This is a genomic window from Lutibacter sp. (genome assembly GCF_041596795.1).
GTDB lineage: Bacteria > Bacteroidota > Bacteroidia > Flavobacteriales > Flavobacteriaceae > Lutibacter.
Genome location: NZ_JBFHHX010000086.1, coordinates 1 through 14,786 on the forward strand (window position 1 = coordinate 1; position 14,786 = coordinate 14,786).

13 protein-coding genes are annotated in these 14,786 nt (G+C 29.2%); all 13 read right to left on the reverse strand.

All coding sequences use genetic code 11. The features are described from left to right. Positions 1 to 547: 547 nt before the first annotated feature. Entirely contained in the window at positions 548 to 1,570 is a 1,023-nt protein-coding gene (locus tag ABY298_RS10650) for a hypothetical protein (RefSeq protein WP_372746036.1), read from the reverse strand. Then, on the reverse strand, positions 1,545 to 2,504 hold the full coding sequence (locus ABY298_RS10655; RefSeq protein WP_372746037.1) for a DUF6175 family protein: 960 nt from the start codon (positions 2,502 to 2,504) through the stop codon (positions 1,545 to 1,547). The genes ABY298_RS10650 and ABY298_RS10655 overlap by 26 nt, the downstream gene beginning before the upstream one ends. Before the next feature lie 27 nt (positions 2,505 to 2,531). Next, on the reverse strand, positions 2,532 to 2,966 hold the full coding sequence (locus tag ABY298_RS10660) for a hypothetical protein (RefSeq protein WP_372746038.1): 435 nt from the start codon (positions 2,964 to 2,966) through the stop codon (positions 2,532 to 2,534). A 51-nt stretch (positions 2,967 to 3,017) separates the two neighbouring features. Then, a complete protein-coding gene (locus tag ABY298_RS10665; RefSeq protein ID WP_372746039.1) occupies positions 3,018 to 3,539 on the reverse strand; it encodes a hypothetical protein in 522 nt (173 codons plus the stop codon). Positions 3,540 to 3,599: 60 nt separating this feature from the next. Further along, positions 3,600 to 4,913, reverse strand: coding sequence for a hypothetical protein (locus ABY298_RS10670; protein ID WP_372746040.1), 1,314 nt, complete (start codon positions 4,911 to 4,913; stop codon positions 3,600 to 3,602). 187 nt (positions 4,914 to 5,100) lie between these two features. Beyond that, positions 5,101 to 5,706, reverse strand: coding sequence for a hypothetical protein (locus ABY298_RS10675; RefSeq protein WP_372746041.1), 606 nt, complete (start codon positions 5,704 to 5,706; stop codon positions 5,101 to 5,103). Positions 5,707 to 5,892: 186 nt separating this feature from the next. Beyond that, positions 5,893 to 6,564 (reverse strand): response regulator transcription factor, encoded by a 672-nt coding sequence (locus ABY298_RS10680; RefSeq protein WP_372746042.1) that lies wholly within the window; start codon positions 6,562 to 6,564, stop codon positions 5,893 to 5,895. A 4-nt stretch (positions 6,565 to 6,568) separates the two neighbouring features. Beyond that, positions 6,569 to 8,371 carry an ATP-binding protein gene (locus ABY298_RS10685; RefSeq protein ID WP_372746043.1) on the reverse strand — a complete coding sequence of 601 codons (1,803 nt, stop codon included), beginning with the start codon at positions 8,369 to 8,371 and terminating at the stop codon, positions 6,569 to 6,571. Positions 8,372 to 8,826: 455 nt separating this feature from the next. Next, positions 8,827 to 10,485, reverse strand: coding sequence for an MBOAT family protein (locus ABY298_RS10690; RefSeq protein WP_372746044.1), 1,659 nt, complete (start codon positions 10,483 to 10,485; stop codon positions 8,827 to 8,829). Then, positions 10,478 to 11,773, reverse strand: a complete 1,296-nt coding sequence (locus ABY298_RS10695) for a GDSL-type esterase/lipase family protein (protein WP_372746045.1) — start codon at positions 11,771 to 11,773, stop codon at positions 10,478 to 10,480. The genes ABY298_RS10690 and ABY298_RS10695 overlap by 8 nt, the downstream gene beginning before the upstream one ends. Then, positions 11,770 to 13,224 carry a lipase gene (locus tag ABY298_RS10700; RefSeq protein ID WP_372746046.1) on the reverse strand — a complete coding sequence of 485 codons (1,455 nt, stop codon included), beginning with the start codon at positions 13,222 to 13,224 and terminating at the stop codon, positions 11,770 to 11,772. The genes ABY298_RS10695 and ABY298_RS10700 overlap by 4 nt, the downstream gene beginning before the upstream one ends. A gap of 261 nt (positions 13,225 to 13,485) precedes the next feature. Then, positions 13,486 to 14,214 carry an esterase family protein gene (locus tag ABY298_RS10705; protein ID WP_372746047.1) on the reverse strand — a complete coding sequence of 243 codons (729 nt, stop codon included), beginning with the start codon at positions 14,212 to 14,214 and terminating at the stop codon, positions 13,486 to 13,488. A gap of 31 nt (positions 14,215 to 14,245) precedes the next feature. Next, on the reverse strand, positions 14,246 to 14,786 hold a 541-nt coding region (locus ABY298_RS10710), incomplete at its 5' end, for a GDSL-type esterase/lipase family protein (protein ID WP_372746048.1).

A 14,786-nucleotide genomic window follows, 5' to 3' on the forward strand; every position in this document is an offset into this window, starting at 1 on the left:
ATAACATAGCACAACCCAATGGGAATTGGCATTTTTGGCAATATAGTGACAAAGTAAAAATGGAGGGAGTTAATGAATTGGTAGATTATAATGTTTTTAAAAATGATATCATTTCATTTAATGAATTGCTTAAAAAATAATAAGGAACATAATAAATTCCAGATAAAAGAAAGAGTACTACTCAGTTATTTTTTTTTATCTGAAACTGTATTTCTATTGCACAGGTTACACCATCTAGGAGTTGACATAAATTTTATTTTATTTTAATTATAATGATTATTTATGAATCAAAAATAAACCTATAAAAAAGCAAAACCTTACGGATTTCCGTAAGGTTTAAAATTTGAGATAGACTCAGAAAAAATTCAGTACTTTAAATCTAAAGGATATTGAAAATACAAACGAAACAATATACAGAAAACTATTTAATAAAAAAGCTAGCTAATAATTTTTAACTGAGTTTTAGCATCTATTTATTGTAATTAATTAAATGAATTATTGAAAATAAATATCCCTGTTTTTAAAAAATAAGTTTAAATGATATTTTCTACCACCAACCTCTAACATTATATACTATTGATTTTGGTTGACCACTACCATAGGCTGCACCAATAATCTGTGCCGCATCAATGGTTGCTTTTCTAATATTAACATCATCTTGTTGTTGTTTCAACTTAAAATTCCATTCACGCTTATCAAGTTCTTTCACTCTACTTGCTATTTTTTGGGTTAATGCTAATGCACTTTTATAACAAGCTGACTGTGGTTCTATAGTTGACAATACTTCACCAGCATAATTAGCTGCATTAACATCTTGGTTTGCGGACCAAATTGAATTGGCTTCGGCTAGTTTTAATTGACAATCTCTATCTATTCGTTTTTGATAAATAGGGCCAACAGCACCCATAGATTTACCATAACAATCTGCACAAACTTCTGGCACACTTGTCAAGGTATATATAGCGGCATCAAACTCATTTCTAGAAACTAAAGATTGTGCCTCTTTTAATATAAAATCACATCTACTATTATAGTACTCAATAATTCTTGACTTTCCTTTATCAATAAATGATTGATATTGCAAATCATTCGTTTTTAAATTCTTTAAAGCAGCGATGTATGCCTTGGTTTCATTTTCACCGACTCCTTTTAAGTTTACTGAATAACTCGAAAACTTAATTCCGTCAAAACCATCACCAATGTAAAAAGTGACCTCTAAAGTATATGTATGCATTGGTGGAGCTGTAGGAGTAATATCTTTTGACAAAACACTAACATTAGCCGTGATAATAAATCTTGAATTATAAGAATCCCCACCCATACCATTTGCAGAAGCTATCTGGCTAAGTTTATTTTCTAAGTTACTCATAGCTACCTCTGGAATACCTTCAATTTGTTCAGGTACATAGGTACTCAGTATAATTCGGCCAAGATCATCAGTTTTTCCTTTATCGTTTTGAGCACAAACACCTAGTATAGAGAAATATAAGTAACTAATTAATAATATATATTTTTTCATTTTGTTAATTTTAGAATTTCTAATACTATTGTATAATAATCTCAACTTCACCTAAACCTTTTGTTTGAATTTTAGTTTCTAGACTTAATTCATCTTTAAGAAATTGTTTCAAATTTCCACCCCAAGTTTCAAAATCATAAGCCATTTGTCCTCCCCAACCGTCATCACCATATAGAGGTATTCTAGCCTGCGAAAACTTCATAACATTCTCACTATTTTCAGTCATTAAAAAGCGCCCATTTAAAGTATTTCTTGGCATCCAAAAACGATTTATTATATCTTTTAAAGAGGCTTCTTTTCCTTTTAAAACATACAAAGTTTCTAAATTTACTATAGCATTTTCACTCACCAAAATAACTAAAGCACCTTCCCTCCCGTTTGTTAGCATATCTTCGAAATGTACCATTAATTGACTATTAAAATTATCAAGATGGGACAATACAGCTTCTTCAAGCAAAATTGATAACTCCGCAGTAAATGATTGTGATCCTGTGCCACTTGCCGCTGCAGACTGCTTACTTGTATAAGAATCTATTCCCTGTAGCCTCAACTCAATAGATTTTTTAGGACCTAGACTATTAACTTTCCAAAACACCTTCATTAAAATATCTGCTTTTGCTGTTTTATTAAGGACATCAATTGGAGACTCACTCACTCCTATCATATTAGTTCGAGCCTTGTCTTTGGAAATTTTATCAAGTTGAGATTTTAAATCTTCTAAAGGAAAACCTCTTTCCGCCATTAATTCACCTATTTTCGATATTACACTATTTAAATCACTGTTTTCCTGTAACGCTTTGTTATAATCTGGAAGTTTTACAGTAGTACCTTGATTATCAAATTCTAGCATAAAATTATTGGCTGTACACCAATCATCGCTAGGAACAACCATAATTGTAGGCTTTTTAGCCTGAGAAAATAACGGATATGTTAAAAAAAATAACATACCCAAAACAAGCAGTTGTCTTAATTTAAATTTTTTCATTTTTATAATTTTAAATTTTTCATGGAATTACTTTAGAATACCGTCGGTAATCATTTTTTGTTTTAACTCAGCACTTTGTAGTTTCATAACAATACCACAAGTAATTCTCTCTCTGGATTTAATAATTTGATAAGCTTTCTTTTTCTCATCTATTGATACAAAAAGATTGTAATCATTCCCTTTTGAAAAGAATGTATTAAAATAATTTTCATATTTGCTTCTAGCATTTACTTCTACAATAATCGGTCTACTATCAAACCCCGATTTTCCTTCAATAATTCCCTTGAAAAGCAAATCATTTAATGCATTTTTTTTGGCACTTTCTATGGCTTCATTTTTATCTCTCCCAGTTCCCCAAGCTTTAACAGTTTGTGAACCATCTAAAGAATTACCTAAACATTCTGTTTTATAAGAATAGTTTCCAGCAGTACTTTGTTTACTCTTACATCCAGTAGATGCCATAACTATTATAATTAGTATAGCTATATAATTAATATATTTCATATTATCAGTTTAAAATCCAGCTCCAAGTCCTTTAACAATTCCTGCTTCTTCTAAATCTCTTCTTAGTTCTGATATATTGACAGAAACCATAACTCCAATTTTATATTCTTTGCCAACTTTTAATCTATCACCTACACCAATATTACCATCGTTTGAAATAGTGACAAATTTCATATACTTACCTCCATCATTGAAAAAAGGTGTAAAAAAATCTGATTTTTCTTCTTCTAAATTAACATTAGAAACCAAAGGTTTTTGACCAGGTACACCTTGTTTACCAGCAAACCCTTTAAATATAATACCATGAACTGCATTTTTTTTTGCTTGTTCAATTGCAACATCTGGCTTTTTTGAATAAGTCCAAGCTTTAATAAGACAGGTTCCTTGAACACCTACATTTACGGCTTCAATTTCATACCGCCACTCTTTCGTATCTTTTTCAACTTTTTTTCTTGACTGAGCATTCAGTGCAATAGTAAAGCCTATAAAAAATAACACAAAGACACTTGTTTTTTTAAATACTGATTTCATATAATAATTATTAAAATTGATGAAATAAACCTTCTTTAAAAATAAAGAAGGTTTATTATATTAATTAATTTGTCTTATCAACATTCCTGGGTAATAGTCTTTCCCTCCTGAAAACGTTGTATAATCTATAGTTGAAATTTCTTCAGAATTATCAAAAGCATTAAATCTATTATCCCATAATAATTTTTTTTCTACTTTAATTATTCCTTTACGAACGTATTTAGTTTTTCCAGTATCAGGATCTTGTGTTTGCTCTAGCACTTCAAATTTATCTCCTTCTTCTAACCCTTCTTTCATACCTATTTTAGCAGTAATTGGGAAACCTGTTAAAAGTGGAACTTTAGGTTTAAAAACATCATATTTCTTTTGAAGTTTAGCAAAAACAGCATCTACATTTCTAACAGTAGATAATGCAATAATTTGTTCTTCTGTTCTTTTTTCTTTTAACGAAAAGGTCACTAGACTTGATGATTTTTCACTACCAATATATTCAAGTTCAAATAAATTTGAATTATCAAAAGCTTCTTTTCTATTTGAATTTAAACTATTTTTATCTACCCATAAATCATTATAAAAAACAGCAGAAATAGAGTCATTCCATTTTAATTTATATAAATAAGAAGTGGTCCAAACAGAATAGCCTTCTCTAGTTTTTTCATATACTTTTTTCGCAGCTTTTTCTCCAGCCAATTTCACTAAAGGATTCGAATTTTCAAAAGACTTTACTAAAGCTAAATAAATAGGTAATGCTACAACTTCATTACTAATGTAATTAAGTTTAGAAACCACTACAAATGTTTTATCTATTAATTCTTCTCCAGCATCCGATAATAAAGAAACCCCTTTTGCAGATCCTTTGGCTTCATCGGCTTTTAAAGCTGTTGCGTCATATTGCCCTCTCTCACTAATTAGATTCATATCAAATGAACCATCCTCTTGTCTATCAAACCACTTAGCTACTAACTGGTTTGCTATTTTCTTTTCATTAAAATACTTATTTATAATTAATGGGTAATCAGCTGATAAAGAGTCTGCAATTCCTGATGTGAGATCTGACATTAAAGATGCTCCCATTTTTCCAAATTTGCTTTTATTAATACCAGCTTCTATTCTGTCATCATCTGTTAATTCATAGTTTGCTAAATTAATCGATTTCTCTCCAATATTATGATCATTGTATTTATTAGGAAATTCCGCATTATTATATGCGCTAATAACGGTTTCCTTTTCAGGAAAGCTTTCCGTTTCAATTAAAATGGTATGTAAAGAGCTCCTACGATATTTTGCGTCTGACAATTCTTTATTAAGTTGTGCATAAGACAAGTTTGATAGCATAATAACTGCTAAAAAAATTAAAAGTAATTTATTTTTCATAATATTAAGTTTGAGATACAAATTAGATTGTTGAGAAATTTAATTTTGAATTGATATATAGTTGATTTATAGTTTTTTTCATTTTTAAATTATTTAAGATTATAATTATCAAATGTAAATCCATAAAAAAACAAAACCTTACGGTTTTCCGTAAGGTTTTACTTTTTGAAACAATCTTAAAATATTTTTAATCAGTTTTTATAGTCGCTCCCATAACTTTTGCTTTTACTTTTGCTTTTTGAGTAAAAAATCCTTGAGTATTTTCTATCTCGTATTTTGGGTTTAAAAATATATCAACATTTGGATTTTCTTCAACCAATCTGCTATTTAAATTCCAAGAAGCATTTTGCATTGCAGCACCACTCCAAGTTATATTATTTAGAATACCTGCTATGGGTATACCAAGTGCCATGGATGGCAATACTCCTAATTTATCTTTTCCATAGTTATTGCTATTCCAATCATTATTAGTTCCAACAATCTCATTAATCATTGTTCCTGCACTAAAAGTATAAGCAAGCATTGTTATTATTGGTAAAATCTGACTTGACTTTCCTAAGTCAATTCCATTAAACCTAACTACAACTCCTTTTTGCTTTTTAGCTTTCATTGGTATACCAAACAATGCAGTACCCTCCACCGTTATTTCGTTAAGTCTTTTTAATTCATACTCATTCGAATTTTTATTTAAAGAAACATCACTATAACCACCATTACTTATCGAGGATAAGGATGAACAGCTTGATATCATTATGGTTATTAAAACCATAAATGCAATTTTCATTTTTTTCATTTTTAAATTATTTAAGATTATAATTATCAAATGTAAATCCATAAAAAAACAAAACCTTACGGTTTTCCGTAAGGTTTTGTTTTTTTATCTTTTTTTAGAAATAGCAACCTTCCTAATTATTACTCAAATATAGGCTGCTATAAACTAATAATTGTACGGGTTTCCGCAATGCTATAAAATCTTATATTAAACAAGTCCTAAATCTTTTGAGATAGCAACTAAATGGGCTGGATTATTGGCATTAAAATGTTCTCTTAAAAATTTTAATCTTTTTTCAATAGAACTTACACTTGTAGGTGTCCATTTTTTTTCTTTTAGTTTTTCACTAATTTCTTCTTGTGAGAATCCTTTAGATAAGCATTCAATAAGAAAAATATCGTAATCAACAATTTCTACGGTTTCACTTTTTGCCATAGTATTTACACAATGTGGCGAAATATACCTCTCTTTTGAATTAAAGGTGGTTTGCATTGCTTTTTTTAATTCTCGCAATCCATCACGACTTTTCCAAACATACCCATTAATTTTTTGATCATTAAATAATGATTGCACTCTAAAAACTTTATCTTCTACAGAAAATACAATGATTTTTAAGGATGGAAATTCTTTTCTAACGGCTTTAATTAAATCGTCCCCAGATTTTAATTTTTGTTCAAAATGATTATTTACAAATGACAAATCACTTATTAATAAATCGTAAGGCTTTTTGTCTAATAAATTAGCACACTTTAATTTGAGAAGTGCTTCATCACAATATTGAACATAATCTATTTGAGGTATTCCCAATTCTGATAATTGCGACTTTATTCCACTATTAATAAAATCCATATCTTCCGCTATTAAAACTTTTTGAAACATACTTTTATTTTTTAAAACTTATAAATGCTTTAAAGCCATTTTGTTTAGTTGAATCAAAAGTAATAGTTCCATTTATAGAATTTATACGGGTTTCCACATTTTTAAGTCCATTTTTAAACTTTAAATCAATTAAGTCTAAACCTTTACCGTTATCCGAGTAGTTTATATTAAGTATGTTTTTATTATCTTTAAAAGCAATCGCAACCAGTGTTGCCTCACTATGCTTCCGCATATTTACCATTAACTCTTGTAAAACACGATACAATTCTATTTGCTTTTCTATTGCCATTACAGACAATTCTACTTTATGAAGATCTTTAAGAATCACTGTTGTTGTATTATTGTTAAAACTAGTTAACATTGATTTTAAAAATGGTTCAAATTGCGCTCCAGTTTCAATAGCATTGTTTTGATGCGAAATATCTCTGGTAAGCAAGTAAACTTTTTCCAAATCATCCAATAATTCTGCCTTTGGATTCTCTGTATATTGTACTTTATTCATAATGTTTACCATATTATTAGCAACTTCATCATGAATTTTTTTTGCAATGCGTTCTTCTGTTTTATAAACTTCTACCCTTTTTTCTATTTGGTGTTTTTTTCTTTTGTAGTACATAAAAAATAGTAAAGAGATAAAAATTGTGCTTCCCGAAGTGAACAATAGAATATTATTTGTTTTTCCCTTTTGAATTTCCAATTGCTTTTCAGCGGTGCTGAATTTTAGTTGTGCATTTTCTTCACGATTTTTATCACTATCATATTTTATTTTAGCAAATTGATTTTTGGATATTTGTTTCGAATTTTGTAAACTATCATTCAAACGTAGGTACGTACCATAATACTGTTTTGCTTTTTCTGGATTCTCTAATTCTATCATTTTCTGTAAAGCCTCTAATTGATCTGGTGTACTATTTTGGCGTATTGCCACATCGTACATTTTGGAAGCATAAGAAAGAGCCATCTTAGAATTTACGCTTTCATAATATGTTGAAAGATGCGCATAACTGGCAATTAATCCCCATAAATTATTTTCTTGCAACCGTATTTCTAATGCCCTTTCTAGCTCAGGCAATACATTTTCTTCCTTTTTTGCTAACCATTTTGTGTAGGCTAGATTGTCAATAATAGTAGCTCTACTCTTATGATTATTTAAATCTACTTTACTTAAACTATCTAAAATAGTTATTGACTTATCATATATTTTTAAATATCGATATGCATTAGCTTTGTTTTGTAGGTAACTTATTTTATCTGTATTCTTTATTGAGATATTAATAGCTTTATCATACCAATAAATAGCTTCGTTATAGTTTTTCTGTCCTATTGCTGAAATAGCAATACAATTATATACAGCAGTTAAATATTGAAAATTATTTTCATCAAGGTATTTCAATGCCTGTATTCCAGTATCGTCACTTCCTACAAAATCTCCTAAATCTGATTGAATAATTGCCATTTCCGCTAAATTTTCACCAGCTTTTGAACTATCACCAAGTTGTAAATGAATTTCTTTAGATAGTTTATAACATAGAAAAGCACTATCTTTTTTAAAGTTTTGATTATAATAATACGCCAATCTAAAATAATTATTTCCAATAGCTGCAGAATCATTTTCACTCATAGATAATTGCAATAATTCTTTTGAAGTGTTAATGGCACTATCAAATTGCATTAAATTTCCAAAAAAATAAATTTTATGTGCTAGAATATCCTTAGTAGCTGAACTATCTTTTGTTGAATTTACCCATTGCAACGCTTTATCCGCAGATTGTAATCGAGTTTCAAAAGCCAACGTATCATTTCTCATCTCTTGCAGAAAAATACTAATAGAATCTGTTTTTACTCTATCATCATGCTTAACGCTCTTGTTCTTAACACAAGAACTACATAGCAACAAATAAAAAACACAGAAAAGAAGGGGTTTTATTTTTAAAAATTTCATTTATCTAAATTTATTAAGATTAATAAAATTTTATTTCAATTTTTTAACCTTTTTCAAGCACTAAAAATAAACAGTTGAAATTAAACTTTGCTTGATATTTATCATTGAAATTTTAAAATAAATATTAAATTTTAAGATTAAACAAAATTAAAAACAACCTCATCTTTTTACATTTTCCTTTAAATTGAAATAACTATTTATACAACAAAAAAGTCTAAAAAACTGCATACGTTTTTTTCATACTTTTAGCTAGGAAATCCTCAGTTAAACTCTGCATCACGCTACAGATTTAAATTCAACAAAAAATAATTTAAATATATTTAAAACTGAAAGTAAATAAATGGTTGAAAATCTGCTGAAAAGGCTTGATAACACAACACTCCTATTACCATAGTAATTGCTATTTTTATAAGAATCGAACTTTTGGCATAAAACTGTTCTATAGTTGCTTTTTTTGTTTCTGGAATCCAATGCGTTATGTAGCCTATTAACATCACCCAAAATACTAGTTGATAATGCACTAAAACATCCCAAGCGTGTATCCAATCCATATTATTTGCAACCTGAAAAAACCAATTTTCAATATGCTGCATACTTTCACCTCTAAAGTAAATTCGTGTAAAGGTTACAAACATAAATGTTATAAATATTTTCCAGGCATGAACAATCCATCCGGTTTTATTTTCATACGGACTAATTTTACGCCAATATTTATACACCACAATTCCTAAGCCATTTAGTCCTCCCCAAATAACAAATTTTAATGATGCTCCGTGCCATAATCCACCAATAAGCATTGTAAGCATTAAATTTATATTAGTATCTATATGACGTTTAAAGTTTACAAAAAAGTACATAAGTACAGTTACTATAGAAACTATTGCAAAAACAATGGCAAATACAGACCAATCTCTAAATGCCAAAACCACAGCTGCAAGCATTAAGGAAAGAATTATATAAGAAGCAAAGCTCCCATATCTATTTCCTCCTAACGGTATATATAAATAATCACGCAACCATGTTGAAAGTGAAATATGCCAACGTTTCCAAAAATCACCTGAATTAGTTGCTTTATATGGAGAATTAAAGTTAATGGGTAACTTAAATCCCATAAGTAAAGCAAGTCCTATTGCAATATCTGTATACCCAGAAAAATCGCCATAAATTTGCAAAGAATACCCAATCATTGCCATAACATTGGTAAAACCCGAAAACATTTCAGGGGCATCAAAAACGCGATCCAAAAAATGCATGGCAATAAAATCTGCAAAAATCATTTTTTTTACAAGACCTTTTAAAATTAAATAGGATCCCGAATTAAAATCATCTTTGGTAATTTCTGTAGCTTTTGAAATTTGTGGCACAAAACTTTCGGCTCGAACAATAGGACCAGCTACAAGTTGTGGAAAGAAACTTACAAAAAAACCAAAGTCTAAAATAGAATCTAATGGCTTCAATTTTTTTCTATATATATCTACACTATAACTAATTGTTTGAAAGGTATAAAAAGAGATTCCAACAGGAAGTATAATTTTATCCAAAGTAAAATAATTCTGTTGGCTAAAGCTATTTCCCCAATAACCCAGCCAATTCATTACTTCATAGTTGGTATGAAATAGCGCGTTAAAAGAATCGGTAAAAAAATAAGCATATTTAAAATAGCACAATACCGAAAGATTAACAATAACACTAGAGGTTACTAAAAACAATCGTTTATTTTTTGAATTACTTTTAAAAATTCCCTTTCCAATAAAAAAATCTAATAACGTGCTAAAAATAAGAATACCTACATAAAGCCCGCTGGTTTTATAATAAAAGAAAAGCGATATTAAAAAAAGGTAAGCATTTCTTAACCTTATTTTTTTGTAAAGCAATGCAAAACCAAAATAGATAATAGCAAAAAAAATCCAAAAATTAGCTTGAGTAAAAATTAGTGGAAAATTCTCGGAAAACTTAAAAATGTCAATAAGTCTATTCATTTAATGTTTTAAAATGGTTTAATAACTTTTCTGGATCTCTTTTGGTAGAATTAGCCCAAGCATTTACAAGTGCATTTAACAATAAATCGGCTTTTATACTATAGCCTAAATAAGTAAAATGAATTCGGTCACTTTGCATAAGTTTATGCTTGTACCATTTATAAGAAGAACCAAGTTCTCCCATAACAGCATACAAATCCCAAACAGCTAAATTGTATTTTTTAGCAAGCTGTAAAATAATTTGTTGTTGAATGGCGGTATTTGGATTAGGATACTTTTTTTTATAATAATTGTCGTTTGGCACTGTAAGCAAAATTGCACAATCTGGATTAATATGTTGTATCATTTGAATAAATGCTTCATAATTTGCTTTGTATTCTTCCTCTTTAAATTCAGCTTTCGGTTTGTAAGCATCATTTGTTCCAATTGAAATTATAAATAAATCAGGTTTATATAACGTTAATTGTTTTTCAAAAAAGGCACTACGTTTATAAGAACCAAAACTAGCACCATTTACGCCTATGCTTGTATATTCAATTCCTGTATTATCGTTCCTAAATTCCATTCCCATCATTAAAAACTCTGGATTGGTATTAGTTGAATCTTTTAATTGAATACCCACATTTAAAGATTCTACTGCTCGAGATAAACTAAATTCTCTAAACATCATTTGATAATCTACCGTATCTGAAACTACTAAATTACTATCTAAAACAGTAACATTATAGTCATTTTTCCAAGTGTTATAAAATATTCTAAGTTTATTAAACGTGTAGTTTTTTTTGATAGTTGATTTATAGTTGGCATTTATATAAATAGTATCTGAGTAATCTTTAAATGCTGCCGAAACACCTGCCAAACCCCAAGCAACACTGTCTCGCAAAACAGAATTTCTATAGCCTTTCCATTTGTCCTTAGTTGCTTTTATACTGTAATTACTAGGATTATTTGTATGAGCTAATTGAAACGGAAATACAAAGCCACGTTGCCCCATAGAAACTTCATTCATATTTTGAAAATAGGTTCTAAGTTTATTGGAGTAAATATCTGCTTGAATGTGAGAACCACCAATATGAAAAATGTGAAGTTTCTCCTTTTTACCACTATAAACACTATCTAGTTTACTGAAAAAATGGTTGAAATTAGGCGAATTATCTGCTCCTAAAAGCACATTAGAATCCATATGGATAAGGTCTCCATAATTAGGAAGTAGGCTATCCAAAACATATTCCTGTCCTTGTGCTACAAACTTTGTTAAAAAAATAATTACTAAAAAATAATATCTCATTTACTGCTTTTTAAATCCATATATAATGCGGTAAAAAAGAGTTCAGAAATAATTTGAGTTCCTTGAGGCGTAAAATGGGTATAATCATTAGCCGCCAACTTTTTATCTACCCAAAAAGACATAGAATTTTCACCTCCCATAGCTTTAAACATACTCCAATAAGCAACATTATTACTAACACATTGCTGCTTTAAAACTTCATCTAAATAGTGTAATAAGGCATAACTTTTTAATTCACCATTTATAGTAGTGGTCATATCACTAGGACCCACAAAAATAATACTAGCATCGGGCGATTTTCTACGCACCCAATTTATATGGTTTTTTAAATAATTTGAATAATTCTTAATTTGTAATGAATCCTTTAAATATGGAACAGTATTGCCTCCATATTGAAAAATTATAACCTTAGGATTTAATTTTTGATACATACTACCAAAACTTTCGCTGTTAAGACTTGCAAATGTAGTTCCAGAATTTCCCCTCATTGCTACATTATCTAAATGTATACCTTTGCTTCCATCTAATGTAAGTCCATAAAAATCTGGACTAATTTTACCTTCAAATTCCAAACGTAAATTTGCCGGTGTACTAGGTAAATTTATTTTATAGCAATGGTACTTGCCATCACTCTCTAACAACTCTTCTTTTATTAGAACCCCAGAACTATAAACTTTTATGTTAACTGGTAAAGTGGCATTACCGTAATGCACTCCAATAGAAGTATAGTTCTTTAATTTTGAATACAATTTTGTTGATGGGCTTATGTCTATTGTAGCTATTGTTGGCTCTAGCTCTTGTATTGCCAAACTGTCTACAATAGGATCATAAAGTTCTGTAAATCTAGAAACCGAAAGATAAGCTCCATAATTTTTAGTTTTAAAATGTGGTTTACTAGGATCAAATGCAGCATAGCGTTGCCAGTTATTAGATGGTGTTACCACAGCACTAATTTGATTATACACTTGCTTTATTGGAATAAATCCTGGTCCGCTACCTCCATATAAACCTTGTAACCTATTTCGTAAATAGGCAGAAATACGGTCTCCTTCTAATTGAGAATCTCCATAATGTATAATTCGGCATTCAGGAGATTGCAATTGAGACAATAATTTTTGAATAAACTCGCTTGAAGATTCTGGGTAAGAAATCCGTTCTATTTGAGTACTGTCTATTTTTGAAAAATCTGGAATTTTAGACTTTTTATCCTCAACCACTGTTTCAATGTTCGAAACTATTTTTTCCAAGTCCATTTTTTGATCTTTAGATATGGAAGAATCTTCAAAAAAAGTAGATGTAGTTGGGTATTTTATAATAGAGTTATAAACCAAAAAGCCATCTTGAAACTTTCCATCTGCTATTTTATTTACTTTACTAACAAAAGTTAACATAAGCAAAGCAAACAATGCCAAAACAATATACAGACTAATTTCAATAGGGCGAATTTTCATAAAGTCTTTGCTTTTTTTTCAAGTATTCAAAATAATTATTTTTTGTTTCAAAAAACACAACTATTTCACAATACGAATTCGGCAGCAAATATATAAAAACTTGGGGATTCAATGCTTACTTGTAAAAGCATATCTATTGTTTTAATTTATTTTATTTAATTAACCTTTAACTATAGTTTCTTTTGTAATTAAGTATAAGATTTCTTTTGCAAAAAACCTGTGCTTTTTAATTATTTAGCTAGCAAACACTTCTATCTTTTTTCAAAAATAAATTTCTACCATTTTTCTCCAATAACAAGCTTTATGGGCTTCATCATCCCAAATAAACAACTGATGAGAAATTCCCTTTTCGTTTAAAATAGCAGATAAATTATAATTACTTTTTAAAAAAGTATCCTCTTTCCCAACTGCTAATATAATATCTAGCTTATTTAATTTTTCAATTAGCACAGGATCCGTAATATTTTTTAAAAATTGATTAGGCATATTAAAGTACACAAAATCATTATGAAAGCCACTTAACAAATCGTCAAAATATCCTTCCGATTTTGTTAAATCGTAACGTCCACTCATTCCAACAACTTTACAAAACAAATCTGGATGACGCATTGCAATATTAACCGCGTGATAAGCTCCCAAACTACAACCTGCAGAAATAACATTAACGTTTGGGTTAATTAAATTAGCCAATGCTAACACTTCTTCAATTACATAATTTTCGTATTGAATATGTCTATAAATGCGGTATCCAGGGTCTTCAAAAACATTGTAAAAAGATTCCAAATCTACACTGTCTACACAATAAACCTGTAATTCTCCATTTTCAAGTTTATTTTTTAAAGCCTCTATTACTTTCCAGTTTTCATAATCAAAAAAGCGTCCCATTCTTGGAGGAAAAAACAAAACCTTTGCACCTTCATATCCAAAAACAAGGAGTTCCATTTCCTTTTCAAGGTTAGGACTATACCACTTATGATATTCTCTTTTCATGAAAACAATTTAGTGACATTAAGATACAAATTTAATATACAGCCTCCAGTATTTTTTGAGGAAAAATTTGAGGTTGTTTTTGAAGCCTATTCGCTAATAATTTATAGCCCATTGCATTAAAATGTAATCCATCTTCTTCAAAATATTTACTATCAGGTTTTCCGTTTTTATCTAATAAGGCATTGTAAATATCTACATAATAACAATTTGTATTTTTAGCCATTAACTTTTTTATGTTTGTGTTTGTAAAATGAACACTTTCCATTAAATGCATTCGTGCAATACTTGGTTTTATAGAAATACAAGTACACTTTATGTTTCCGTATTTATTTCTTATTTTTAATAGTAAATTTTCTAAAAACATAAGTACTTCTTCTGGGTGTCTTCCTTCTCCCAAATCGTTATCACCTGCATAAATTACAATAGCTTCAACATTTTCAATATTTGCAAAAACACGATCGAAAAACCACGTACAAGCAGCTAAAGTAGATCCTCCAAAACCTAAATTTAAAGGATTATGTTTTTTAAAAATAGTACTTAACTCACTCCATAGGGTAAATGTAGAACTTCCA

Coding starts and splice junctions, on each gene's coding strand:
- ABY298_RS10655 (WP_372746037.1), bottom strand. CDS start 2,504: ATGAAAAAATTTAAATTAAGACAACTGCTTGTTTTGGGTATGTTATTT.
- ABY298_RS10660 (WP_372746038.1), bottom strand. CDS start 2,966: ATGGCATCTACTGGATGTAAGAGTAAACAAAGTACTGCTGGAAACTAT.
- ABY298_RS10665 (WP_372746039.1), bottom strand. CDS start 3,539: ATGAAATCAGTATTTAAAAAAACAAGTGTCTTTGTGTTATTTTTTATA.
- ABY298_RS10670 (WP_372746040.1), bottom strand. CDS start 4,913: ATGAAAAATAAATTACTTTTAATTTTTTTAGCAGTTATTATGCTATCA.
- ABY298_RS10675 (WP_372746041.1), bottom strand. CDS start 5,706: ATGAAAAAAATGAAAATTGCATTTATGGTTTTAATAACCATAATGATA.
- ABY298_RS10680 (WP_372746042.1), bottom strand. CDS start 6,564: ATGTTTCAAAAAGTTTTAATAGCGGAAGATATGGATTTTATTAATAGT.
- ABY298_RS10685 (WP_372746043.1), bottom strand. CDS start 8,371: ATGAGAAATGATACGTTGGCTTTTGAAACTCGATTACAATCTGCGGAT.
- ABY298_RS10690 (WP_372746044.1), bottom strand. CDS start 10,485: ATGAATAGACTTATTGACATTTTTAAGTTTTCCGAGAATTTTCCACTA.
- ABY298_RS10695 (WP_372746045.1), bottom strand. CDS start 11,773: ATGAGATATTATTTTTTAGTAATTATTTTTTTAACAAAGTTTGTAGCA.
- ABY298_RS10700 (WP_372746046.1), bottom strand. CDS start 13,224: ATGAAAATTCGCCCTATTGAAATTAGTCTGTATATTGTTTTGGCATTG.
- ABY298_RS10705 (WP_372746047.1), bottom strand. CDS start 14,214: ATGAAAAGAGAATATCATAAGTGGTATAGTCCTAACCTTGAAAAGGAA.